Below are 24,137 nucleotides of genomic sequence, written 5' to 3' on the forward strand. Positions count from 1 at the left end.
CGGCCGTACTCCCCGCCGCAGTCACAGCAGTTGCCGCAGTTGCAGTTACCCGGCGTCTCCATGGTGGTGTCCCTTCCGTTCGGAGGTGGTTCGCCGTCCTGGTCGCCGGGCGGTCCGGGATAGTTCCGCCGTTCACCCGATGGTGCAACACGGACGCAACATCGACTGCCTACGGTGCTGCCATGGCGACCACGACAGGGCGAAAAACGGGCGAATACGGCGAAAAAGTCGTCGCGGTCGAACCGGGCGGTGTCGAGCCGGTGCCCGCGGCGGAGCGGCACGGCAGGCCGCGGCAGCTGTTCTGGACCTGGGCCTCGCCCAACCTGGAGTTCGCCACGATCTTCGTCGGTGTGCTGGCGGTGTCGGCGTTCGGGCTGAGCTTCGCGCAGGCGGTGATCGCGGTGGCGATCGGCAACGGGGTGGGCGCGGTGTCGCACGGCGTGCTGTCGGCGCGCGGGCCGCGGTTCGGGGTGCCGCAGATGGTGTTGAGTCGCCTGGCGTTCGGCTACCGCGGCAACGCGGTGCCTGCCGCGTTGATGTCGGTGACGGCGGGGATCGGCTGGTTCGCGGTCAACAGCGTCAGCGGGGCGTTCGCGCTGAACACGCTGACCGGGATGCCGGTGCTGCTGTGCCTGGTGATCGTGGTGGTGCTGCAGATCGGGATCGCGTTCTTCGGGCACAACCTGGTGCAGGCCTACGAGCGCTGGATCTTCGGGGTGCTGGCGGTGGTGTTCGCGATCGGGGCGGTGGTCACGTTCGCGCAGGCGTCGCCGGGCGCGGTCGGCGGGACCGGCGGGCTGGGCGGGTTCCTGCTGACGGTCGGGGCGGCGTTCGGGTACACCGCGGGCTGGAACCCCTACGCGGCGGACTACACGCGGTACCTGCCGGAGTCGGTGAGCGGCCGGGCGGTCGGCTGGGCCGCGGGCGGCGGCCTGTTCGTGTCGACGACAGTGCTGATGGCGACGGGTGCGGCGTCGGCCACGCTGGGCGGCGGGGACGGCAGCCCGACGGCGGCGTTCACCGGGCACATGCCGGGGTGGTTGTCCGCGCTGACGTTGCTGGCGATCGCGCTCGGAGCGGTGGCCGCGAACGCGCTGAACGTCTACTCCGGAGCGCTCGCGTTCCTCACGCTGGGCGTGGAGCTGCCGCTCGCGTGGCGGCGGGCGGTGGTGGCGGTCGCGTTCGGGGTCGTCGGGTTCGTGCTGGCGTGGCTCGGGCTCGCCGACGCGGGGACGGCCTACGAGCACTTCCTGCTGGTGATCGCGTACTGGGTGAGCCCGTGGCTGGGCGTGGTGTTCGCCGACCAGCTGATGCGGCGCGGGCAGGGCGGGCTGGCGGGCCTGCTGCCGGACACCGGGCGGTGGGGCTGGCAGGGGCTGGTGTCGTTCCTGGTGGCGGCGGTGGCGTCGATCGGCTTGTTCGCGAACCAGACGCTGTACGCCGGCCCGGTGCCGCGGGCCCTGCCGGAGGTGGGCGACGTGACGTGCTTCGTCGGGTTCGCGCTGGCGGCCGCGTTGTACGCGGTGGTGGGGCGCCGCTGGGCGCGGAGCTGAGTCAGGGCTGATAGCGATCGCAGTCCGGCTGGTGGCCGGTTTCGCGGCCCGCGCCGGGCCCCTCGTCGATCACCCGGGACAGGCAGCTCTCGCACGTCCACGACACCGTGACCGGCCCGGCCGGCTCCCGCGGTGGACCGGCCACCACCGTGAACGCGGCCGCGGCCGGGTCACCCATGCCCTGCGCCACACCCAGCGGCTCGGCGAGGTCACTCCAAGTCGCGCCCTCGCCCCGGGCCTTCTTCGCGAAATCGATCATGGCCGCGCCGGCGAGATCCCTGATCAGCGCGGCAGCCCGGATGCCTCGCCGGTAGTCGTCGGGCGCGCCGACCATCTCCGGCCGGCCGGGTTCGGCCGGCCGAAGGACGACGCCGACGCAGCCGTAAGTGGTCAGCAGCAACCGCCGGACCAGCTCGTCGATTCCGGCGGCAGCGACGTCGTGACGCTGCTGCGCCCGGCGCGACTCGAACTCCGCCCCGGCGGCGCTCACTGGTGGCTCGGGTCAGGCGACGTGGCCGACGGCGGGCGCCAGCACGGCCCGGCCGGCCTCGGTGAGCACCGCGGGCACCAGGCGCTCCCCGTCGCCGTCCGGGCGGATGTAGCCGCCGTGGGCGAGGGCGTGCGCGGCCATCTGGTCGCAGCAGGCGACTCCGTCGATGAAAAGGTCCGGTTCGACGCTCGACGACATCACGGCGCGGCCCTGGGCCACCGCTCGCAGCATCGCCATCGCCCGATGGGACAACTCTTCACCTGTACCGGACACCGGGATCTACCCCCTTGCGTCGTCACCTGCTGTTGCCTCTGTTATCGCACACTGGTCCATTAGTGTTAACGACCGGTCCCGCGACACGCCGTCAACCACCCACCGCGGTGACTTCCGGCTCGGGCAGGGCCGGGCCGAGGACCCGGGCCCATTGGCGGATGATCCGGCGCCGCCGGGAGGTGTCGTCGGCGAGGAGGTTCGCCAGGCCCAGCCCGCGTGCCAGGTCCAGGGTCGACTGCACCAGCTCCCGCACGCCGGGCTGTGCCTCGTCGACCCCGAGCAGGTCGACCGCGAGCCGGTGCGCCTCCCGGCCGACCTTGGCCTGCAGCGGCACCAGCACCGTCCGCAACGACTCGTCACTGGAGGCCGCCACCCACAGGTGCAGCGCGGCGCGGAACATGGGGCCGGTGTAGAGGTTGAGCAGCATGTCGACGACCGGTTCGATGCGGGACCGCCCGGACGGCAGCCCCTCGGCGCCGCGCCGCATCTCGGCGATCTGCACCTCGCCGACGTACTCGACCGCGGCCGTGACGAGGTCCTCGCGGGTCGGGAAGTGGTGCTGGGCGGCCCCGCGCGAGACCCCGGCGCGCTGCGCGATGAGCGCGACGGTGGTGCCGGCCCACCCGACCTCGCCGATGCAGTCCACGGCTGCCTCGATGAGTTTGCGACGAGTGGTCCGGCTGCGCTCCTGGCGGGGCTCCGGCACAGCGGGTTCCTTTCGAGGGTTCTTGCAGGCAGGCAGCTGGCACCGCCGCGGGTTCTCAGCTGTCCTCTCGCGAGGACAGCGCCGACGTGGTGAATTGGACATTCATGAGTCGGCGATCCCACAGCGAGGGGGCAGCTGAGGTTCCGCCACCCGCACCGCTACGCACGCTGTTCTCTTCCATCTTTCAGTACGACTTCGGGAGGCCCAGGGAGTGCTGGGCGACGAAGTTGAGGACCATCTCGCGGCTGACCGGGGCGATCCGGCCGACGCGGACGGCCCCGAGCAGCGTACCCAGCCCGTATTCGGACGCCATGCCGTTGCCGCCGTGGGTCTGGATCGCCTGGTCGACCGCCTTGATCGCGACCTCGGCGCCGGCGTACTTGGCCATGTTCGCGGCCTCGCCCGCCCCGAAGTCGTCGCCCGAGTCGTACAGCGCGGCGGCCTTCTGGGTCATCAGCTTGGCCAGCTCGAGCTCGATCTTGACCTGCGCCAGCGGGTGCGCGATGCCCTGGTGGGTGCCGATCGGCGCGCCCCACACGCTGCGCTCCTTCGCGTACGCCACACCCTTGTCCAGCGCGTACCGGGCGATGCCGATGGAGAACGACGCGCCCATGATCCGCTCCGGGTTGAGCCCGGCGAACAGCTGCGCCAGCGCCGCGTCCTCGGACCCGACGAGCGCCTCGGCGGGCAGCCGGACGTCGTCGAGGAACAGGCCGAACTGCTTGTCGGCCGAGACGAGGTCCATGTCGATCTGCTTGTACTCGAACCCGGGCGTGCCGGTGGGCACGATGAACAGGGCGGGCTTGAGCTTGCCGGTCTTGGCGTCCTCGGTGCGGCCGACGACGAGCACCGCGTCGGCCTCGTCGACGCCGGAGATGAACACCTTGCGCCCGTTGAGGATCCAGTCGGCGCCGTCCCGCCGGGCCGTCGTCTTGAGACGGTGCGAATTGGACCCCGCGTCGGGTTCGGTGATGGCGAAGGACATCCGCACCTCGCCGGTGGCGAACCGGGGCAGCCAGGAGCGCTTCTGCTCGTCAGTGCCGTACCGGGCGATCACAGTGGCGCAGATCGCCGGGGACACCACCATCAGCAGCATCGGCGTGCCCGCGGCGCAGAACTCCTCGCACACCGCGGCGAGGTCGCCGATCCCGGCGCCACCGCCGCCGTACTCCTCGGGCACCGACACGCCGAGGTAGCCCAGTCGCCCGGCCTCGTTCCACAGGTCGCTGGTGTGGCCGCCGCTGCGGGCGACCTTCACGTAGTACTCGTGCCCGTAGGCGCGGGCCAGGTCGCCGACCGCCTTGCGCAGCGCGATCCGCTCTTCGGACTCGACGAAACTCATGCTTGCTCCTTCGGCGTGACGACGGCGAGAACGGTCCCCGGTTCGACCTGCTGCCCCACCGACACGGGCAGGTCGGTGACTTCGCCGTCGGCCGGCGCGGTGATCCGGTGTTCCATCTTCATGGCTTCCAGCCACATCAGGGGGTCGCCGGCGGCGACGGTGTCCCCGACCGCGGCGGCGATCCGCAGCACGGTGCCCGGCATCGGCGCGACCAGCGACCCCGCGGCCAGCGCGGCGTCCGGGTCGGTGAACCGCGGCACCGGGACGAGGTCGACGGCCCCGAGCGCGGAGTCGACGCACACCAGGCCGGGGTACCGGCCGACGCGGAACACGCGCCGGACGCCGTCGGCGTCGAGCACCACCCGGTCCGTGGTGGCCTCGACGACCTCCGCGTCGTCCAGCCGCAGCCCGGGGCGGTAGGCGACCTCGACCTCGGTGTCCCCGGCGAGGTAGCGCTTGCGCAGCGGGGCGGAGGCGACGTTGCGCCACCCGGCGGGCAGCCTGCCGAGGGTCCGCGCCGACGCCCGGTTGGCCGCGGCCTCGGCCAGCGCCGCCGCGGTCGCCGACCACCGCACACCCGCGGCGTCCGCGACGGGCCGGGACAGGACGTCCAGCCCGTGCCGGTCCAGGAACGCGGTGTCCGTCTTGCCGGCCAGGAACTCCTTGTGCCGCAGTACGTTGACCAGCAGGTCGCGGTTGGTGCGCAACCCGTGGATCCGGGCACCGGACAGTGCCCGCGCCAGCCGCCGGGCCGCCTCGGCGCGCGTGGGCGCCCACGCGATCACCTTGGCGAGCATCGGGTCGTAGTGCACGCCCACCACCGAGCCGTCCACCACGCCCGCGTCCAGCCGCAGCCCGGCCTCGCCGCCGAGGGCGAACTCGGTGTCCACGCCCGGGATCTCGAACCGGTGCAGCGTGCCGCTCTGCGGCTGCCACCCGGCGGCCGGATCTTCGGCGTACAGCCGCACCTCGATCGCGTGCCCCCGCAACGCGGGCGGCTCGGCGGGCAGCCGCTCGCCCTCGGCGATCCGGATCTGCAGCGCCACCAGGTCCAGGCCGGTGACGCATTCGGTGACCGGGTGCTCGACCTGCAGGCGGGTGTTCATCTCCAGGAAGTAGAACCGCCCGTCTTCTGTGGCGAGGAACTCGACGGTGCCCGCGCCGACGTAGTCGATCGCCTTCGCGGCTTTGCGCGCGGCGTCGAACAGCTCGGCCCGCATGGCGTCGTCGACCAGCGGGGAAGGCGCCTCCTCGACGACCTTCTGGTGCCGCCGCTGGATCGAGCACTCCCGCTCCCCCAGCGCCCACACCGTGCCGTGGGTGTCGGCGAGCACCTGCACCTCGATGTGCCGCCCGGTCTCCAGGTACCGCTCGCAGAACACCGTCGGGTCGCCGAACGCCGACGCGGCTTCCGCGCTCGCGCTCGCCACCGCCTCGGCCAGCTCACCCAGCGTCCGCACCACGCGCATGCCGCGGCCGCCGCCACCGGCGGATGCCTTGACCAGCACGGGAAGATCGTCCTCGGTGACCGCGGACGGGTCCAGTTCGGACAGCACCGGGACCCCGGCGACGTCCATCAGGCGTTTGGACTCCACTTTGGAGCCCATGGTCTCGATCGCGGACGGCGGCGGGCCGATCCAGGTCAGCCCGGCGTCGATCACCGCCCGCGCGAACCCGGCGTTTTCGGACAGGAACCCGTAGCCGGGGTGGACGGCGTCCGCGCCCGCCGAGCGCGCGGCCTCGACCAGCAGGTCCGCGCGCAGGTAGGTCTCCGAAGGTGTGTTGCCGGGCAGCCGGACCGCCGCGTCAGCCTCGGCGACGTGCGGTGAGGCGGCGTCGGCGTCGGAGAACACGGCCGTCCGGGCGATCCCCAGCGCCGAGCAGGTGCGGAACACGCGGCGGGCGATCTCCCCGCGGTTGGCGACCAGAACGTTGTCGATCACGTCACTCACATCCGGAAGACGCCGAAGCCCTCGGCGCCCCTGATCGGTCCATTGTGGATGGCGGACAGGCACAGCCCGAGCACGGTGCGGGTGTCCCGCGGGTCGATGATGCCGTCGTCGTAGAGCATGCCGGACAGGAACATCGGCAGCGACTCGGCCTCGATCTGCTGCTCGACCATCGCGCGCATCGCGGCGTCGGCGTCCTCGTCGTAGGGCTGGCCGCGTCCGGCCGCGGCCTGGCGGGCCACGATCGACAGCACCCCGGCCAGCTGCGCCGGCCCCATCACCGCGGACTTCGCGCTGGGCCAGGCGAACAGGAACCGCGGCCCGTACGCCCGCCCGCACATGCCGTAGTGCCCGGCGCCGTAGGACGCGCCCATCAGCACGGACAAGTGCGGGACCTTCGAGTTGGACACCGCGTTGATCATCATCGCGCCGTGCTTGATGATGCCGCCCTGCTCGTACTCCTTGCCGACCATGTAGCCGGTGGTGTTGTGCAGGAACAGCAGCGGCGTGTCGGTCTGGTTGGCGAGCTGGATGAACTGCGTCGCCTTCTGCGACTCCTCGCTGAACAGCACGCCCTGCGCGTTGGCGAGGATGCCGACCGGGTAGCCGTGCAGGCTCGCCCAGCCGGTGACGAGGCTGGTGCCGTAGAGCGGTTTGAACTCGTCGAAGTCGGAGCCGTCGACGACACGGGCGATCACCTCGCGCGGGTCGAACGGGACCTTCAGGTCGGCGGGCACGATGCCGAGCAGGTCCTCGGCGTCCAGCAGCGGCTCGTCGTAGTCCGGTTTCGGGGACGGCCCCTGCTTGTGCCAGTTGAGCCGCTTGACGATGCTGCGGCCGATGCGGATCGCGTCCTGCTCGTCGTGCGCGAGGTAGTCGGCCAGTCCCGAGGTGCGCGCGTGCATCTCCGCGCCGCCCAGGGACTCGTCGTCGGACTCCTCCCCCGTCGCCATCTTGACCAGCGGCGGGCCGCCGAGGAACACCTTCGCGCGTTCCTTGACCATCACCACGTAGTCGGACATGCCGGGCAGGTAGGCGCCGCCCGCGGTGGAGTTGCCGAACACCAGCGCGATCGTCGGGATGCGCTCGGCCGAGGAGTTCGTCAGGTTGCGGAAGGTGCGGCCGCCCGGGATGAAGATCTCCTTCTGGGTGGGCAGGTCCGCGCCGCCGGACTCGACCAGGTTGATCGTCGGCAGCCGGTTCTCCGCCGCGATCTCGGCCGCCCGCAGGCTCTTCTTCAGCGTGGCGGGGTTGCTCGCGCCGCCCTTCACGGTCGGGTCGTTGGCGACGATCATGCACTCGACGCCCTCCACGACGCCGATGCCGCTGACCACGCTGCCGCCGACGGTGTAGTCGGTGCCCCAGGCGGCCAGCGGTGACAGTTCGAGGAACGGGGAGTCCTCGTCGATCAGCAGCTCGATCCGCTCGCGCGCGAGCAGCTTGCCGCGCTTGCGGTGGCGCGCCACGTACTTCTCGCCGCCACCCGCGATCGCCTTCGCGTGCTCGGCCTCGAGTTCGGCGAGCTTGGCCGCCATCGCCTCCCGGTTGGCCGCGAACTCCGCGCTTCCTGTGTCCACTCCGGACCGGATCACGCTCAAGCCGTGTACCCCAATCGTTTCGCCGCGAGACCCGCCAGGATCTCGTTGGTGCCGCCGCCGATGCCGAGGATGCGGACATCGCGGTAGTGCCGTTCCACTTCGGATTCCCGCAGGTAGCCGAGGCCGCCGTGCAGCTGGACCGCCTCGTTGACCACCCACTCGGCCGTCTCGACCGCGGTGTTCTTCGCGAAGCAGGCCTCCGCGATGACCTCTTCCCCGGCGACGAACCGCTGCGCGACGTGCCGCGTGTAGACGCGGGCGAGGTCGATCCGCCGGGCCATGTCCACGAGCTTGTGCTGCACCAGCTGCCGGGAGATCAGCGGACGTCCGAACGTCTCCCGCAGCCGGCACCACTCCAGCGTGAGGTCGAGTGCGCGCTGGGCGGTCGCGTAGCCCTGCACCGCGAGCGAGAGCCGCTCGGTGACGAAGTGGGTCGCGATCTGGATGAACCCGGTGTTCTCCTCGCCGACCAGGTTCTTCGCGGGCACCCGGGCGTCCGCGAACGACAACTCCGCGGTGTCCGAGCAGTGCCAGCCCATCTTCTCCAGCTTGCGGCTGACCGTGAACCCCGGCGTGTCCCGCTCGATCACCAGCAGCGACACGCCGTGGGCGCCCGGGCCGCCGGTGCGCACCGCGGTGGTCACGAAGTCGGCGCGGGTGCCGGAGGTGATGTAGGTCTTGGCGCCGTTCACGACGTAGTGGTCGCCGTCGCGCCGGGCGGTGGTACGGATGCCGGCGACGTCGGACCCGCCGTCGGGCTCGGTGATCGCCAGCGACCCGATGAGACGGCCCTCGATGGTCGGCCGCACCCAGCGCTCGATCTGCGCGGGATCGCCCGCGGTGACGATGTGCGGGAGCGCGATGCCGTTGGTGAACAGCGACGCGATCAGCCCGCCCGAGCCGCCCGCGTACAGGATCTCCTCGGTGACGGTCATAGCGTCCAGGAAGTCGCCGCCACCGCCGCCCGCGCTCTCCGGGAACGACACCCCGAGCAGGCCGATCTCGCCTGCCTTGCGGTGCAGGTCGCGCGGCAGCTCGCCGGCGCGCTCCCACTCGTCCAGGTGCGGCAGCACCTCGGCCTCCACGAACCGGCGCACGGTCTTGCGCAGCGCGGTCCGCTCGGGCGTGGCGAACGGGTCGGTCACAGCAGCACCTCCGGGATGTCGGCGTGCCGGGCACGCAGCCACTCGCCGAGCGCCTTGGCCTGCGGGTCGAACCGGGCCTGCGCCGCGACGCCCTGGCCGAGCAGTCCTTCGACGACGAAGTTGAGCGCACGCAGGTTGGGCAGCGCGTACCGGCGGACGGTGAGGTCCGCGGTCTCCGGCAGCAGCCGCTGGAACTCCTCGACGGTCAGGTGGTGCGCGAGCCAGCGCCACGCGTCGTCCGAGCGCGCCCACACGCCGAGGTTGGCGTCGCCGCCCTTGTCGCCGCTGCGGGCGCCGAGGATCGTGCCCAGCGGCACGCGCCGGGTCGGCCCGTCGGGCAATGGTTCGGGCAGCTCCGGTTTGTCCACTTCGGACAGCGGCAGGGTGTCGGTGGCGGGTGCGATGTCCACCCGGGATCCGTCCGGCAGCACGGCCACGTGCGGCACCTCGGCGGCGGCCACGAAGGCCGCGGTGTAGACGCCGTAGGGCGAGGCGTCCGAGGGCGGCGCGGTGACGTGGAAGCCGGGGTAGCTGGCCAGGGCCAGTTCGATCGCCGCGCCGCTGAACGCGCGCCCGGCCACCTTCGGGTCGGCGTCCTTGACCGCGCAGTGCAGCAACGCGCTGGCGCGCTGCTCGGTGTCGGCGTCCTCGTGGTCGGTGCGGGCCAGCGTCCAGCGGATCTCGGCGGGCGGCCGGTCCTTCAGCGCGCCTTCGAGCTGGTCGCGCACCAGCGCCGCCTTGGCCTCGATGTCCAGTCCGGTCAGCACGAACGTGGTCTCGTTGCGGAAGCCGCCGAGGGTGTTCAGGCAGACCTTGAGCGTCGGCGGCGGCGCCTCGCCGCGGGTGCCGGAGATGCGCACCCGGTCCGGGCCGTCCTCGGTCAGGGTCAGCGTGTCGAACCGCGCGGTGACGTCCGGCCCGGCGTAGCGGGCGCCGGCGATCTCGTACAGCAGCTGGGCGGTGACGGTGCCCGCGGTCACCGCGCCCCCGGTGCCCGGGTGCTTGGTGATCACGCTGGAGCCGTCGGCGGCGATCTCGGCGATCGGGAAGCCGGGGGTGCCGGTGTCGTGTTCGGTGAAGAACGCGTAGTTGCCGCCGGTGGCCTGGGCGCCGCACTCGATGACGTGCCCGGCGGCGACCGCGCCGGCGAGGGCGTCGTAGTCGTCGCGGGCCCACCCGAAGTGCGCGGCGGCCGGGCCGACGACCAGCGAGGCGTCGGTGACGCGGCCGGTGACGACGACGTCCGCCCCGCGCTCCAGGCACGCGGCGATGCCCCACGCGCCGAGGTAGGCGTTGGCGGTCAGCGGTTTGCCGAGCCCCAGCTCGTCTACTCTGGACAGCAGGTCGTCGCCCTCGACGTGGGCCACGGCGATGTCCAGGCCCAGCTCCGCGGCCAGTTCGCGGATCGCACCGGCCAGTCCGGCCGGGTTGAGGCCGCCCGCGTTGGTGACGATCTTGACGCCGTTCTCCTTGGCCAGCGCGAGGTTCTCCGCCATCTGGCGCAGGAAGGTCTTGGCGTAGCCGCGGCCGGGGTCCTTGAGCCGGTCGCGGCCGAGGATCAGCATGGTCAGCTCGGCGAGGTAGTCCCCGGTCAGCACGTCCAGCGGGCCGCCGGTGAGCATCTCGCGCACGGCGGAGAACCGGTCGCCGTAGAACCCGGAGGCGTTGCCGATGCGCAGCACGTCGCTCATGCGAACTGCCCTGCCTTCCGGCCCGCGCCGGGCGGCCCGGCGAAGGCCTGCGCGATCTCCAGCCACTTCTCGGCGTCCGGACCGATGGCGACGACGTCGGTGTCGGCCGGGTGCCGCCGCTGCGTGACGACGAGGCAGAACCCGAGCGCGGACCCGGTGACGCGCTGCGCCGCGTCCGCCGGGCCGAACGTCCACTCTTCACCGTCCACACCGGACAGCTCGACGCGGAACTCCTCGGCGGGCGGCGCGAGTCCGTGCACCGAGAACGCGAAGTTGCGGGTGCGCACGCCGAATCGCGCGATCTGCCACAGCCGCCGTGTGGGCTCGCGGCGCAGGCCGATCGCGTCGTACACGTCCTGCGCGTGCGCCCAGGTCTCCATCAGCCGCGCGGTCGCCATGGACGCGGCGCTCATCGGCGGCCCGTACCACGGCAGCTTCTGCCCGTCCGGCACGCGCGCCAGTTCGCGGGCCAGTTCTTCGCGCCCGGACCGCCACATCGCCAGCAGTTCGTCACGTGGTTTCGCGGCCAGTTCCCGCGCGCCCTGGTCGACGAAGTCGTCGCCCGCGGCCAGCGCCCGCTGCACTTCGGCCGGGAACTCGTCCGGCGTGCGCACCGCGATCAGCGACTTGGCGTCGGTCCACGCCAGGTGCGCGATCTGGTGCGCGATCGTCCAGCCCTTCGCCGGGGTCGGGGTCGACCACCTCGCCTCGCTCACCAGGTCGTCGAGCTCCCGGCTCTCGTCGGCCAGGTCCCGCAGGATCGGTCCGGGGTCCGCCACGCCATCCGCCTCCTCGCGCACGTCTCGCGCCGAGCCTGGCACCACCCCGCGGAAAAATCAAGCGCGCTTGATTGTTTTGGCTAGCACGCCACGCCGACACGCCCGCATCTTGGGGTGGCTGGACAGAGCGACCCCAAGATGTAGTCTTCGATCACCGGCAGGGTCCGACGGCTGGGGAAGCGAGCGCGGGCCCGTCCGGTACGAGTCGTGCCCACCCCCAGCACGCCGGCACCCAGGCCGGTGTGCCGATGAAACGCGCCCGAAAACGGAGTGATGCATGTCTGTGGAAACCTCCCCGGCGCCGGCAGCCACGCTGCGGGTGATCCGCCGGGACGGCGAGGCGTCGCCGTTCGACGCGAGCCGGATCTCCGTCGCGCTGACCAAGGCCTTCCTCGCGGCCGAGGGCGACGGGGCCGCCGCGTCGTCGCGGATCCACCACGTCGTGGCCGAGCTGACCGCGCAGGTCGAGGCCTCGCTGCGCCGCCACGCCACCGGTGACGCCGTGCACCTGGAGCAGATCCAGGACCTGGTGGAGCTGGCGCTGATGCGCGGTGGCCACCACAAGGTCGCCCGCGCCTACGTGCTCTACCGCGAGGAGCACGCCAAGGCCCGCGAAACCACGCCGCCACCAGCGGCGATCCGGGTCACGCACCCGGACGGCGAGCTGCGCCCGCTGGACCGCGAGCGCATCGCCCGCGTCGTCGGCGAGGCCGTCGCCGGGATCGCGGACGTCGCGGCCGAGCCGGTGCTGGCCGAGGCCGAGCGCAACCTCTACGACGGGATCGGCGCCGATGAGCTGGCCCTGGCGCTGATCATGGCCGCCCGCACGCTGGTCGAGCGGGAGCCGAACTACTCCGCCGTCACCGCCCGCCTGCTGCTGGACAAGCTGCGCGGCGAGGCGCTGAGCCACCTCGCGGGCGAGCCGCGCCAGGCGTCGCAGGCCGAGCTGGACTACCCCGCCTACTTCCGCGACTACCTGCGCCACGCGATCGAGCTGGAGCTGGTGGACCCGGAACTGGCCCGTTTCGACCTGGACAAGGTCACCGCCGCGATCCGCCCGGAGCGCGACCTGGACTTCGGCTTCCTCGGCCTGCAGACCCTCTACGACCGGTACTTCCTGCATGAGCAGGGCACCCGGTTCGAGCTGCCGCAGGCGTTCTTCCTGCGGGTGGCGATGGGCCTGGCCCTGCGCGAGGACGACCGCGAGGCCCGCGCCGTGGAGTTCTACGACCTGCTGTCCAGCTTCGACTTCATGGCCTCCACGCCGACGCTGTTCAACTCCGGCACCACCCGGGCGCAGCTGTCGTCGTGCTTCCTGACCACGGTCGAGGACAGCCTGGACGCGATCTTCCAGTCCTACAAGAACAACGCGCTGCTGGCGAAGTACTCCGGCGGGCTGGGCAACGACTGGACGCCGGTGCGCGGCCTGGGCGCCCACATCAAGGGCACCAACGGCACGTCCCAGGGCGTGGTGCCGTTCCTGAAGATCGCCAACGACACGGCGGTCGCGGTCAACCAGGGCGGCAAGCGCAAGGGCGCGGCGTGCGCGTACCTGGAGACCTGGCACATCGACGTCGAGGAGTTCCTCGACCTGCGCAAGAACACCGGCGACGACCGGCGCCGCACCCACGACATGAACACCGCCAACTGGGTGCCCGACGAGTTCCTGCGCCGCGTCGAGGCCGACGCGCAGTGGACGCTGTTCTCCCCCGACGAGACCCCGGACCTGCACGACCTCTACGGCAACGCGTTCGCCCAGCGCTACCGCGAGTACGAGGCCGCGGCCGACCGCGGCGAGATCCGCGTGTTCCGCCGGGTGCGGGCGGTCGAGCTGTGGCGGCGGATGCTGACCATGCTGTTCGAGACCGGGCACCCGTGGATCACCTTCAAGGACCCGTGCAACCTGCGCTCGCCACAGCAGCACGCGGGCGTGGTGCACTCGTCCAACCTGTGCACCGAGATCACGCTGAACACCAGCGCCGACGAGGTGGCGGTGTGCAACCTCGGCTCGGTCAACCTGGCCCGCCACGTCACCGACGGCGGCCTGGACACCGCGAAGCTGGAGCGCACGGTGCGCACCGCGGTGCGGATGCTGGACAACGTCGTGGACATCAACTTCTACACGATCCCGGAGGCGCGCCGGTCCAACCTGCGGCACCGCCCGGTCGGGCTGGGGCTGATGGGCTACCAGGACGCGTTGTTCACGCTCGGCCTGCCGGTGGACAGCCCGGAGGCGGTGGAGTTCGCCGACCGCAGCATGGAGCACCTGAGCTACCACGCGATTGCGGCGTCAGCGCAGCTCGCCCGGGAGCGGGGCGCCTACGAGACGTTCGAGGGCTCGCTGTGGAGCCAGGGCGTGCTGCCGCTGGACTCGCTGCGGCTGCTGGCCGAGGCGCGCCAGGGTGACGCGCTGGACGTCGACTCGTCGTCCACTCTGGACTGGGACGCGCTGCGCGAGGTGGTGCGCGGCGGGATGCGCAACTCCAACGTGATGGCGATCGCGCCGACCGCGACGATCTCCAACATCTGCGGGGTGGGGCAGTCGATCGAGCCGCTGTTCCAGAACCTCTACGTCAAGTCGAACATGTCCGGCGACTTCACCGTGGTCAACCCGCACCTGGTCGCGGCGCTGAAGGAGCGCGGGCTGTGGGACGAGGCGATGGTGGCCGACCTGAAGTACTTCGACGGCAGCCTGGCGCAGATCGACCGGGTGCCCGCGGACCTGAAGCGGCTCTACGCGACCGCGTTCGAGATCGACAGCCGCTGGCTGGTGGACGCGGCGTCGCGCCGGCAGAAGTGGATCGACCAGGCCCAGTCGCTCAACCTCTACATCGCCGCGCCGAGCGGCCGCAAGCTCGACGAGCTGTACCGGTACGCGTGGCACAAGGGCCTGAAGACGACCTACTACCTGCGCGCCAAGGCCGCCACGAGCGTGGAGAAGAGCACCCTGCGCGGCACGGACGGCAAGCTCAACGCGGTGCCCGCCGCGGTCCCGGCTGCCGTGCCTGCTGCCGTGCCGGAGCCCGAGTTCGCCGCGTGCCGGATCGACGACCCCGACTGCGAGGCCTGCCAGTGAACACCACCGAAACCGGCCAGACCGGGCTGGGCGCGATCAGCCGCGGCGCGGACCGGGTCAGCGTCGACGACAAAGCGATGATCAACGCCCGCGCCGACGTCAACCAGCTGCTGCCGCTGAAGTACCACTGGGCGTGGGAGAAGTACCTGGCCGGCTGCACGAACCACTGGATGCCGACCGAAGTGGCGATGCAGGCCGACATCGCGCTGTGGAAGTCGCCGGACGGGCTGACCGAGGACGAGCGGCGCATGGTCAAGCGCAACCTCGGGTTCTTCGCCACGGCCGAGTCGCTGGTGGCGAACAACCTGGTCCTGGCGGTGTACCGGCAGATCACCAACCCGGAGTGCCGCCAGTACCTGCTGCGCCAGGCGTTCGAGGAGGCCGTGCACACGCACACCTTCCAGTACATCTGCGAAAGCCTGGGCCTGGACGAGGGCGAGCTGTTCAACGCCTACCGCGAGGTCCCGTCGATCACCGACAAGGACGCGTGGGCGCTGAAGTACACGCGGAACCTGGAGAACCCGGACTTCGCCACCGGCACCGCGGCCGCCGACCAGGACTTCCTGCGTGACCTGGTGGCGTTCTACGTGGTGTTCGAGGGCATGTGGTTCTACACCGGGTTCGCGCAGATCCTGTCGCTGGGGCGGCGCAACAAGATGGTGGGGATCGCCGAGCAGTTCCAGTACATCCTGCGCGACGAGTCGATCCACCTGAACTTCGGCATCGACTGCATCAACCAGATCAAGATCGAGAACCCGCACCTGTGGTCGCCGGAGTTCCAGGCCGAGGTGCGGCAGATGCTCACCGAGGCGTGCGAGCTGGAGGTCGCCTACGCGCGGGACACGATGCCGCGCGGGATGCTCGGGCTGTCGGCGGCGCTGTGCGAGCAGTACCTGCGCTTCATCACCGACCGGCGCGCCCAGCAGCTCGGGCTGGCCCCGATCTTCGGCGAGAACGAGAACCCGTTCCCGTGGATGTCGGAGGCGATGGACCTGCGCAAGGAGAAGAACTTCTTCGAGACGCGGGTGACCGAGTACCAGACGGGCGGGTCGCTCGCCTGGGACTGAGCGCTCGCTAAATTTCACCCTTGCCGGGAGAGGGGGTGGTGCGGGACGGTGGTGATCAGCCACGTTTTCGCAAGGAGGCGCGATCGTGACCAGTGCCGTCGTCAGGGCGTTCCGGGAACGTGTTCCACCCCTGACCGCCATCCCCCTCCCCCGGGCCGTCGACCGCCGCCTGATGGACCAGCGGTGGCCGGTGCGGGAGCTCGCCACGCCACCCGCGGGCAGCGGGCTGTCCCCGATCGTGGGTGACGCGGGGGCGCCGATCGTCGGGCACGCCATCGAGTCGATGCGGTTCGGGCTGGACTTCGCGCTGCACCGCTTCGAGAAGTACGGGCCGGTGTCGTGGATGGGGGCGTTCGGGCAGCGGATCGTCGTGCTGGCCGGCCCGGACGCCACCCAGACCGCGCTGGTGAACAAGGACAAGGCGTTCTCGCAGGAGGGCTGGCAGTTCTTCATCGAGCGGTTCTTCCACCGCGGGCTGATGCTGCTGGACTTCGAGGAGCACCACCTGCACCGGCGGATCATGCAGGAGGCGTTCACGCGGGACAAGCTCGCCGGCTACATGCGGCAGGCGGCGCCGGTCCTGCGCTCCGGTGTGGCGGCGTGGGCTGGCGCCGACCGGCCACGGCTGTACTGGCTGCTGAAGCGGCTCACGCTGGATGTGGCGTCGCGGGTGTTCATGGACATGCCCCCGGGCACCGACGCCGACGCGATCAACCGGGCGTTCGTGGGCACGGTCCGGGCGGCGACGGCGCTGGTGCGGGTGCCGGTGCCGGGCGGCCGGTGGGCGGCGGGCCTGCACGGGCGGCGCGTGCTGGAGCGGTACTTCGCGGAGAAGCTGCCGTCGAAGCGGCGCAGCGAGGGCGCGGACCTGTTCTCGGCGCTGTGTCACGCGCGCGGCGACGACGGGGCCGAGTTCACCGACGACGACGTGGTGAACCACATGATCTTCCTGATGATGGCGGCCCACGACACGGCCACGATCACCAGTTCCGCGGTCGCCTACCACCTGGCGAAGCACCCTTCGTGGCAGGAACGGGCGCGCGAGGAGTCGCTGGCGCTGGGTGACGAGCTGCCGGACCTCGCGGCGCTGGAGAAGCTGACCACGCTGGACCTGGTGATCAAGGAGGCGCTGCGCCTGACGGCGCCGGTGCCGTCGCTGCCGCGCAAGACGGTGAAGGACACGGAGGTGCTGGGCCACTACATCCCGGCCGGCACGATGTGCAGCGTCTCGCCGAACACCAACCACTACTCGCCGGACCACTGGACGAACCCGCGGGCGTTCGACCCCGAGCGGTTCGCGGAGGGCAGGCGGGAGGACAAGTCGCACCGGTTCGCGTGGATGCCCTTCGGCGGCGGGGCGCACAAGTGCATCGGGATGCACTTCGGGAACAACGAGGTGAAGCTCCTGATGCACGAAATGCTGCGCACGTACCGCTGGTCGGTGCCCGAGGGATACCGCATCAAGTGGGACTACGTGTCGCTGCCCGTGCCGGTGGACGGGTTGACGGTCCGGCTGCAGCGCCTGCGGTGAGCGCGGGGCGCGCGGGCCGCTAGCGGCTGCGGTGAGCGCGGGGCGCGCGGCCGCTAGCGGCTGCGCGCCCTTGCGGCGGCCGCCGACCGGCTGTCGCGCTGGCGCGGCGCCCCGAAACAACTGCGCGGGACCGCGGTCAGCGGTCACAAAGATTGCTCCGGCAGCCTGCCGCGCCACCGGCACCGCGCCGCCCTCGTCGGCTGCCCCACGGTCCGCCCGGGGCCACCGCCGCAATCGCGGCGCGGCCGCCCTCCCGGTACAGCCGCGCACCCTTGCCACGGCCGCCAACCGGCCATCGCGCCGACGCGGCACCCCCGGAACAACCGCGCGGGACCGCGGTCCGCGCCCGCACCGGCGGCCTGCCAGTCCACCGCCGCTGCCCTTGGCGGCCGCCCCGCGACCTGCCGGACCACCGCCGCAGTCGCACGCGCGCACCGCCGCGCCGTCCTCGGCGGCCGCCCTGCGGCCCGCCGCCGCTAGCGGCTGCGCGCCCGCAGCACTTCCAGCGCCTTGTCGGCGTGCACGGCCATCCTCAGTTCGCTCTTGACGACTTCCAGCAGCCGCCGGTCGGTGTCGATGACGAACGTGTGCCGCTTCGTCAGCAGCGGGCCGAACGAGCGCCGCACGCCGAACCGCGTCGCGACCTCGCCCTCGGCGTCCGACAGGAGCGGGTAGTCGAAGCCGTGCCGCGCGCTGAACTCCTGCTGCCGCGCCACCGGGTCCGGGCTGATCCCCACCCGCTGCGCGCCGACCTCGGCGAACTCCTTCGCCAGGTCCCGGAAGTGGCAGCTCTCCGCGGTGCAGCCCGGCGTCATCGCCGCCGGGTAGAAGAACAGCACCACCGGCCCCGACTCCAGGAAACCGCTCAGCGACCGCGGCTCGCCGCGCTCGTCCGGCAGCGTGAAGTCCGGGACGACGTCCCCCGGTTTCACCCGCTCACCGCCGCGTCGGTGTGCTGCTCGATGAGCTGGTCGACCTCGTCGCCGGTCGCGGTGTCGGCCACGAACGGACCGCGGGCCGCGATCACGCCGTGCCGCCGCAGCCGCTCGGCCTGCTCGTGGCTGCGCACGCCCTCCGCGCCGATCCGCAGCTTCAGCTCACGCGCCCGCGTCACCAGCTGGTCCAGGTGCCGCGCCGCGACCTCCGGCTCACCGTCGGCGAGCGCGTCGACGACCGGCCCGGACAGGATCACGTGCTGCACCGACAGCTGGTGCTGCGGGATCAGCTCCAGATCGGCCGAGCCCTGCACGGTCAGCACCAGCTTCGCGCCGAGGTCGGCCAGCACGGTGAGCGAGTCGAGCACCTCGCCGCGCGGGTCCAGGATCGACGAGCTGTCGGTGCACAACCGCAGTGCCCTGGCCGGCAGCTCGTTGCGGTCCAGCTGTTCCTTGACCAGTGCCACCAGGTCCGGCTCGATCGCCAGCCGGTTCGGCAGGCGGATGCACACGTCCGGCGCGGCCTCGCCGTAGCGTTCGCGCCAGCGCGCGGTCGCCCGCAGCGACTCGGTCAGCAGCCACTTGCCGAGCGGGATCGTCATGCCGGTCGTCTCGGCCAGCGGGAAGAACTCCTCGGCGGGCAGCTCACCCAGCTCCGGGTGGTGCCAGCGCAACCCGGCGTTGACCGCGGCGATCTCGTCGGGCTTGGCCAGCTTCACAGTGGGCTGGTAGATCAGCTCGAACTGCCCGTTCTCCAGCGCGCCGGCGATCTCCGCGCCCAGCCGGTAGCGGGCGCGGTCGCGCGCGTCGAGCTCCGGGTCGAACAGCATCCACTGCGCCTTGCCGGCCTCCTTGGCGCGGTGCAACGCGATCTCCGCCGCGCGCTCGATGTCCTCGACACCGCCGTCGCGCACGTCGCGCACCACGATCCCGGCGCTCGCGCTCACCCCGACGCCGTGCTCGCCGATGTAGATCGGCTCGGCGAGGTCCTCCAGCGCGGTCTCGACGAGGCTGATCACTCCCGACGTGGTCAGCTCGCCGCGCAGCAGCACCGCGAACCCGTCCCCGGACAGCCGCGCCACCAGCGCGTCTTCGCCTGCGAAGGCTTCGTTCAGCTTGGTGGCCACGCCGCGAAGCACCGCGTCGCCGACACCAGCGCCGAGCCCGTCGTTGACCACCTTGAACCCGTCGAGGTCCAGGTAGATCAACGCGACCTGACCGCGTGCGGACGGGCTGAGCGCGGACTCCAGCAGCGTGCGGAAGCGGGAGGCGTTGGACAGGCCGGTGAGCGAGTCGTGGATGCTCTGGTGCCGCAGCGTTTCCTGCAGCGTGTGGACCTCGTTGGCGTCGGAGGCCATCAGCACCGGGAAGAGGGTGCCGGGCCGGTCGCCGGGCAGGCGGGTCAGGACGATGTCGGCCCACACGCCCGCGTCGTCGGCGTGGGCGAGGCGGACGCGGTCGGTGAACTCGTCCAGGTCGGTCTCGGCGAGCTCGGCCAGGCCGGTGGCCAGCTTCTCGCAGTCGCGGTTGTCGAAGCCCAGCTCGGCGAGGCGGCGGCCGCGCAGGCGGTCCGGCTTGTGCCCGAGGAACTTGCCGAGCTCCTTGTTGACCTCGACGATCACGCCCTCCGGGTCGGCCATCGCGATGCCGACGGGAGCGCTGCTGTAGAGCGTGGTGAAGCGGCGCATGGCGGCGTCGCGGGCCGCTTCGGCCTCGGCGACCGCGGTGCGCGCGAAGTCGTGCAGGAGCTGCTCGAGCTCTTCCGGGGGAAGCGATACTCCGTCCGTGTCAGCCAACCGCGCGGCCCAGCGCCGGGCCACGTCCGCCAACCCTGGTGCGGCACCAGGTTCCGACACGCTCCACCTCTTCCGGAGAACGACAAGGGCCTGGTCAGGCCCGGTCCGGGCGCCGACAAGCCCACTCCGGGCCGGATCCGCCCCGAAGTCATGCCACGCCATCACGCCCGGACAGACTTGTCTACCGGCCGAACGTGTGATGATCAGTGTAGATGTCGTCACTGCTCGTGGTTTTTCGGCTACCGCGTCCCGCCGCGGCCTCCGGTTCTGCTCCACCGTCCGCGACGCCCGGCCGCACGCAAAGCAACTCCCCGTGGCGATTAGCGACCCGGCGCCGCGCGGGTGCCGCCCAGCGACGATCCCCCGGGCGCAGCCCGCCGCCACACCGCAACCCAGCCGGTGGCGGTCAACCCCGCGCGCTGCCGCCACCCAGCGACACCCCCAGCCACGACCTTCCGCACCCCGCGGCAGTCCCGCATCCACCCCGGCGCCGCGCGGCCGCCGCCCAGCGACAATCCCCCAGCGCAACCCGCCGCCACACCGCAAACCGCTCCGCGGCGGTCGGCCCCGCGCGGCCTTCCGCACCCCGCGGCAGGCGGCCCCGCATCCACCCCGCCCCGCGCGGCCGCCGCCCAGCGACGCCCCCCGGGCGCAGCCTTCCGCCACACCGCAACCCACCAGCCACCGGGCATCGCGCGCGACACCACCTCCGGACGCAGCTTCCGCCACAGGGCAACCCACCCCGCGGCGATCAACCCCACACCCACCCGGCCCCACGCGAAGCACCGCCCAGCGACGATCCCCCGGGCGCGGTCTTCCGCCACACCGCGACCCGCCCGGTGGCGGCCGTTCCGCCGGGGAGCCGGGTGGGGCGCTCGTCGAGCCGGGTGAAGCCGAGCCGGGCGGGGACGGCGCCGCTGCGGTGGTTGGCGACGTCGTGCACGATCTCCACGCGGTTGGCGCCCACCCGGAACGCCTCGTCGGTCAGCAGGCGCGCCGCGCGGGTGGCCCAGCCCCGGCCGGTGTAGACCTTGGCCAGCCAGTAGCCCACTTCGAGCCCGCCGCGGCCGATGCGCGCCATCAGCCCGCAGCTGCCGGCGACCGCCCCGTCCGGCGCGACGATCGCGTAGTCGAAGGTCTCCGCGGCGAGCCAGCTTTCCCGGGTCAGCGTCAGGAACTCCCGCGCGTCGCGCTCGGTGTAGCCGTCCACCGCCCACGGCATCCACGGCGCGAGGTGGTCCAGGGACTCGTTGACCAGGCGGTGCAGGAGCTCGGCGTCGCCGGCCCACCACCGGCGCAGCAGGATCACCCCGTCCGAGAGGGTCTCCGCAGGGATCTGCATCCCCCGATCATCCCCGCCGCGGCCGTGGCCCGCACGGGACTTTTCCGGTATGCACGACGCATGCTGGAGTTCTTCCGGGCGATCCTGGACGCCGTCCTCGCGATCACGCCCAAGGCGCTGACCGCCCGCAAGGACGCCAAGCTGAACGCGCTCGGCGCCGAACTGTTCGTGCTCTACCTGCGCGCGCACCGGATCGCCGACAACGGCGACTACCTGCTGGGGTTCCTGGAAAACACCGCCACGATGAGCGAGGAGGACGTCCGCGCGCAGACCTCCTGGGTGCGCCGCCTGCACGCCGCCGCCCGGCAGCAGGCGTCGGACCTGCGTGGCCTGAACTCCGAGATGACCCGTCTCGGCGGCTGTCTCGCCGCCCTCGACCCGCAGGCGTACGGACGGCTCAAGAACGGGATGTGGGAGAAGTTCAGCCGCATCGACCACCTGCGGATGGTCCTCGCCGGCCCGGCGCTGCCCGATCCGCGCGCACTCGGGCTCTTCCCCGGCCCGGACCCCGTTACCGATCCCGTCGGGCGCCTGGCGGGTTTGCTCTCCCGGCCGGAAGGCGCGATGCAGTCGCCCGGAGCGCTTGAGTCGCCCGGCGCGCTCGACCTGCGGGATCCGTTGACGCCGCGGGCGCGCGCCGAGATCGCCCGCTACCTGGCCGAGCACCGGCCCCGCGAGCAGCTGGCGGAGATCCGGGCCCAGCTGAAGATCCTGCACGAGGCCCTGGAGCGCACCTTTACGCTGAGCGACATCCTGGTGAGCCTGTCGGCCGCCGGGAAAGCCGATCCGGGCGGCTTCCTGCGCGACTAGGTCATGATCGCGCTGTCGGGGACCACCGTGTCGTTGCGGAGCGCTTCCCACAGCTGCTTCGACTTCGTCTTGTCCCAGTGCTCCGCCGAGCCGGACGTGACCGGCACCGTCGTGGACAGCACGCCGTCCGAGGAGATGCCCCGCATCGCCCACGCCAGCGCCACCAGGTTGTGCAGGTGGTCGCCCTCGTCCATGGTCAGCGCGTCCGGCGCGGCGCCCAGCAGCGGGAACACGTCGAACGGGTTGAGCAGCGTGCCCGGGCTGGAGATCTGGCTGACCAGCGCGCCGATGAACTTGCGCTGGTTCTCCACCCGGTCCAGGTCCGACCGCGGGGTCGCGTCGCTGTGCCGCATGCGCACGAACCCGAGCGCGTGCGCGCCGTCGAGTTCCTGGCAGCCGGCCGGGATCGTGATGCCGGTGACGGTGTCGTGCATCTCCTTGTCGACACACATGTCCACGCCGCCGATCGCGTCGACGATGTTGGCGAACCCGCCGAACCCGATCTCGGCGTAGTGGTCGATGCGCAGCCCGGTGGCCTGCTCGACGGTCTTGACCAGCAGCGGCGCGCCGCCGATCGAGAACGCCGCGTTGATCTTGCTGGTGCCGTGGCCGGGGATGGCGACCTCGGAGTCACGCGGCAGGCTGACCAGCGTCGGCTTGGTGTCGTTGTCCGGCAGGTGCGCGATCATCATCGTGTCGGTGCGCTGACCGCCACCGGCGGCCTTGACGTCGCCGGTGACCAGCCGTTGCTCGTCCTCGGCGGTGAGGCCTTCGCGGCTGTCCGAGCCGACGATGAGCCAGTTGGTGCCCGCGCCTGCGGCGGGGCGGCCCTCGTAGTCCTCCAACGCGGCGACCCGGTTGATCGAGAACTCCAGGTACACCCACACGCCGGCGAGGAACAGCACGAACACCGACAGCAGCGTCAGCAGCACCTTGCCAGGACCGAACCGGCGGCGGCGCGGACGGCGCGCGGCAGGCGGCGGGGGCGGCGGGACGTCGCCGCGGGACGGCATGGCCCGCGTGGGCGGCGGTCCGGGGCGGCGCGGCGGCGGCTGGCGGTAGGCGCCCTCGCGGCCGGGCAACGGCATCATCTGCGCGGGCTGGTGCTGTCGCGGGCCGCGCGGTGGTACGCGCGGCGGGTAGCCGCCCTGGTTCGTCACGCCATCACCGTTCCCCGATCGACCGGCCCTAGGACGCCCCTAGTGAACCTCAAACGTCTCGAATCAGGACGTGCAGCACCCCGAAAGGGTTGCGCAACGCTACCCGGGCAGGCGAAGCCGCTGGTCGGGACGCACCGACCAGACCGTGAGCGGGGCCACACCGGCGGCGTCCAGGGCGAACTCGCGGGCCAGCCGGTTCCACACCCCCGGCCGGTACAGCATGGCGTGCCCTTCGGACATGACCTCGATCCGCACCACACGCTCGGCGACCGCCTGAGCGCGCTCGGCGTAGGCGAAGGACTCCGCGGGCCGGGTGATGCGGTCGCGCGTGCCGTGGGCGATCACGACCGTCTTGCCGGTCACCGGTTCCACCGGCTCGCCGATCGGGGTCCACGGCGCCAGCGCCAGCACCGACCGGACTTCCGGCTCGTCGGCGATCCGCAGCGCGACCCGGCCGCCCATCGAGTGCCCGGCGAGGAACACCGGCACGTCCGGCCGCTCGGCCCGGATCCGCCGCAGCGCCCACCGCGCGTCGGCCACCGGGTGCAGGTCGGGGTCGTTCCAGCCCCGGACGCGGTTGCGCAGCAGCCGCACCTCCACCCCGTGCGGCGCCCCGGCCCGCAGGATCTGCCGCGCCAACGGCACCATCCGCAGGTAGGCCAGCCCCCACGGCCGCACCACGTTGAGGCCGTTCTCGGCGCCCCCGTGCAGGACGAGCACGACCGCCCGCACCGGCCCGCGGGCGCGCCAGGTCGTCAGCACCGGATCACTCACACCAGGAGCCAACACCACGCCCGGGGTGATTCTTCCGCCGACCACCCGCACGGGGTGGTCCGCCGCCTAGATGAGTAATTCCGATCTTGGTTAGTGGTCGTAGGCGATCAGGGATCGGGT

General features: G+C 72.0%; 19 protein-coding genes. 5 read left to right on the forward strand and 14 right to left on the reverse strand.

The window, feature by feature from the left end:
* Positions 1-182: 182 nt before the first annotated feature.
* A complete protein-coding gene (locus L2C96_RS25130) occupies positions 183-1,553 on the forward strand; it encodes a purine-cytosine permease family protein (protein ID WP_237338041.1) in 1,371 nt (456 codons plus the stop codon).
* A gap of 1 nt (position 1,554) precedes the next feature.
* On the opposite strand, the gene L2C96_RS25135 is transcribed toward L2C96_RS25130, so the two are convergent.
* The 9 genes from L2C96_RS25135 to L2C96_RS25175 all read right to left on the reverse strand — a co-directional run bounded on the left by L2C96_RS25135 (position 1,555) and on the right by L2C96_RS25175 (position 11,526).
* Positions 1,555-2,043: a hypothetical protein gene (locus L2C96_RS25135; RefSeq protein ID WP_237338042.1), complete on the reverse strand. Its 489-nt coding sequence runs from the start codon at positions 2,041-2,043 to the stop codon at positions 1,555-1,557.
* Positions 2,044-2,055: 12 nt separating this feature from the next.
* Positions 2,056-2,280, reverse strand: a complete 225-nt coding sequence (locus L2C96_RS25140; RefSeq protein ID WP_017982967.1) for a hypothetical protein — start codon at positions 2,278-2,280, stop codon at positions 2,056-2,058.
* Between the two features lie 127 nt (positions 2,281-2,407).
* Complete coding sequence (locus tag L2C96_RS25145) at positions 2,408-3,022, reverse strand: TetR/AcrR family transcriptional regulator (RefSeq protein WP_020416171.1); 615 nt, start codon at positions 3,020-3,022, stop codon at positions 2,408-2,410.
* A 184-nt stretch (positions 3,023-3,206) separates the two neighbouring features.
* On the reverse strand, positions 3,207-4,364 hold the full coding sequence (locus tag L2C96_RS25150) for an acyl-CoA dehydrogenase family protein (RefSeq protein ID WP_020416172.1): 1,158 nt from the start codon (positions 4,362-4,364) through the stop codon (positions 3,207-3,209).
* Positions 4,361-6,307: an acetyl/propionyl/methylcrotonyl-CoA carboxylase subunit alpha gene (locus L2C96_RS25155; RefSeq protein WP_237338043.1), complete on the reverse strand. Its 1,947-nt coding sequence runs from the start codon at positions 6,305-6,307 to the stop codon at positions 4,361-4,363. Before L2C96_RS25155 ends, L2C96_RS25150 begins: the two co-directional genes overlap by 4 nt.
* Before the next feature lie 5 nt (positions 6,308-6,312).
* Positions 6,313-7,911: an acyl-CoA carboxylase subunit beta gene (locus L2C96_RS25160; protein ID WP_208722438.1), complete on the reverse strand. Its 1,599-nt coding sequence runs from the start codon at positions 7,909-7,911 to the stop codon at positions 6,313-6,315.
* Positions 7,908-9,056, reverse strand: coding sequence for an acyl-CoA dehydrogenase family protein (locus L2C96_RS25165; RefSeq protein ID WP_237338044.1), 1,149 nt, complete (start codon positions 9,054-9,056; stop codon positions 7,908-7,910). Before L2C96_RS25165 ends, L2C96_RS25160 begins: the two co-directional genes overlap by 4 nt.
* Complete coding sequence (locus L2C96_RS25170; RefSeq protein ID WP_237338045.1) at positions 9,053-10,747, reverse strand: acyclic terpene utilization AtuA family protein; 1,695 nt, start codon at positions 10,745-10,747, stop codon at positions 9,053-9,055. Before L2C96_RS25170 ends, L2C96_RS25165 begins: the two co-directional genes overlap by 4 nt.
* Complete coding sequence (locus tag L2C96_RS25175) at positions 10,744-11,526, reverse strand: TIGR03084 family metal-binding protein (RefSeq protein WP_020416177.1); 783 nt, start codon at positions 11,524-11,526, stop codon at positions 10,744-10,746. The genes L2C96_RS25170 and L2C96_RS25175 overlap by 4 nt, the downstream gene beginning before the upstream one ends.
* A gap of 277 nt (positions 11,527-11,803) precedes the next feature.
* Here L2C96_RS25175 and L2C96_RS25180 point away from each other — a divergent pair, with 277 nt between their 5' ends.
* The 3 genes from L2C96_RS25180 to L2C96_RS25190 all read left to right on the forward strand — a co-directional run bounded on the left by L2C96_RS25180 (position 11,804) and on the right by L2C96_RS25190 (position 17,200).
* Positions 11,804-14,602 carry a ribonucleoside-diphosphate reductase subunit alpha gene (locus tag L2C96_RS25180; RefSeq protein ID WP_237338046.1) on the forward strand — a complete coding sequence of 933 codons (2,799 nt, stop codon included), beginning with the start codon at positions 11,804-11,806 and terminating at the stop codon, positions 14,600-14,602.
* Positions 14,599-15,669: a ribonucleotide-diphosphate reductase subunit beta gene (locus L2C96_RS25185; protein WP_237338047.1), complete on the forward strand. Its 1,071-nt coding sequence runs from the start codon at positions 14,599-14,601 to the stop codon at positions 15,667-15,669. The genes L2C96_RS25180 and L2C96_RS25185 overlap by 4 nt, the downstream gene beginning before the upstream one ends.
* 85 nt (positions 15,670-15,754) lie before the next feature.
* Positions 15,755-17,200 (forward strand): cytochrome P450, encoded by a 1,446-nt coding sequence (locus L2C96_RS25190; RefSeq protein WP_237338048.1) that lies wholly within the window; start codon positions 15,755-15,757, stop codon positions 17,198-17,200.
* A gap of 476 nt (positions 17,201-17,676) precedes the next feature.
* Here the strand turns inward: L2C96_RS25190 and L2C96_RS25195 are convergent, their stop codons facing one another.
* From L2C96_RS25195 to L2C96_RS25205, 3 genes are all read right to left on the reverse strand, one after another.
* Complete coding sequence (locus tag L2C96_RS25195) at positions 17,677-18,132, reverse strand: peroxiredoxin (protein WP_237338049.1); 456 nt, start codon at positions 18,130-18,132, stop codon at positions 17,677-17,679.
* Positions 18,129-19,955: an EAL domain-containing protein gene (locus L2C96_RS25200; RefSeq protein ID WP_237338050.1), complete on the reverse strand. Its 1,827-nt coding sequence runs from the start codon at positions 19,953-19,955 to the stop codon at positions 18,129-18,131. Before L2C96_RS25200 ends, L2C96_RS25195 begins: the two co-directional genes overlap by 4 nt.
* Before the next feature lie 727 nt (positions 19,956-20,682).
* Positions 20,683-21,273, reverse strand: a complete 591-nt coding sequence (locus L2C96_RS25205) for a GNAT family N-acetyltransferase (protein WP_237338051.1) — start codon at positions 21,271-21,273, stop codon at positions 20,683-20,685.
* 60 nt (positions 21,274-21,333) lie between these two features.
* Between L2C96_RS25205 and L2C96_RS25210 the strand changes: the two genes are divergently transcribed.
* A complete protein-coding gene (locus L2C96_RS25210) occupies positions 21,334-22,083 on the forward strand; it encodes a hypothetical protein (protein WP_237338052.1) in 750 nt (249 codons plus the stop codon).
* Here the strand turns inward: L2C96_RS25210 and L2C96_RS25215 are convergent.
* Together L2C96_RS25215 and L2C96_RS25220 are read right to left on the reverse strand one after the other, a co-directional pair.
* Complete coding sequence (locus tag L2C96_RS25215) at positions 22,080-23,243, reverse strand: LCP family protein (protein ID WP_372491263.1); 1,164 nt, start codon at positions 23,241-23,243, stop codon at positions 22,080-22,082. The two genes, L2C96_RS25210 and L2C96_RS25215, sit on opposite strands and share 4 nt — an antisense overlap.
* Positions 23,244-23,342: 99 nt before the next feature.
* Positions 23,343-24,017 carry an alpha/beta hydrolase gene (locus L2C96_RS25220; protein ID WP_237338053.1) on the reverse strand — a complete coding sequence of 225 codons (675 nt, stop codon included), beginning with the start codon at positions 24,015-24,017 and terminating at the stop codon, positions 23,343-23,345.
* Positions 24,018-24,137: the final 120 nt, after the last annotated feature.

The sequence above is a fragment of the Amycolatopsis tucumanensis genome, assembly GCF_021654135.1.
Lineage (GTDB): Bacteria > Actinomycetota > Actinomycetes > Mycobacteriales > Pseudonocardiaceae > Amycolatopsis_E > Amycolatopsis_E tucumanensis.

Bases quoted from the DNA above. Each gene is read 5' to 3' on its own strand.
- L2C96_RS25130 (WP_237338041.1), top strand. From the start codon at position 183: ATGGCGACCACGACAGGGCGAAAAACGGGCGAATACGGCGAAAAAGTC.
- L2C96_RS25140 (WP_017982967.1), bottom strand. From the start codon at position 2,280: ATGGCGATGCTGCGAGCGGTGGCCCAGGGCCGCGCCGTGATGTCGTCG.
- L2C96_RS25150 (WP_020416172.1), bottom strand. From the start codon at position 4,364: ATGAGTTTCGTCGAGTCCGAAGAGCGGATCGCGCTGCGCAAGGCGGTC.
- L2C96_RS25170 (WP_237338045.1), bottom strand. From the start codon at position 10,747: ATGAGCGACGTGCTGCGCATCGGCAACGCCTCCGGGTTCTACGGCGAC.
- L2C96_RS25180 (WP_237338046.1), top strand. From the start codon at position 11,804: ATGTCTGTGGAAACCTCCCCGGCGCCGGCAGCCACGCTGCGGGTGATC.
- L2C96_RS25205 (WP_237338051.1), bottom strand. From the start codon at position 21,273: ATGCAGATCCCTGCGGAGACCCTCTCGGACGGGGTGATCCTGCTGCGC.
- L2C96_RS25210 (WP_237338052.1), top strand. From the start codon at position 21,334: ATGCTGGAGTTCTTCCGGGCGATCCTGGACGCCGTCCTCGCGATCACG.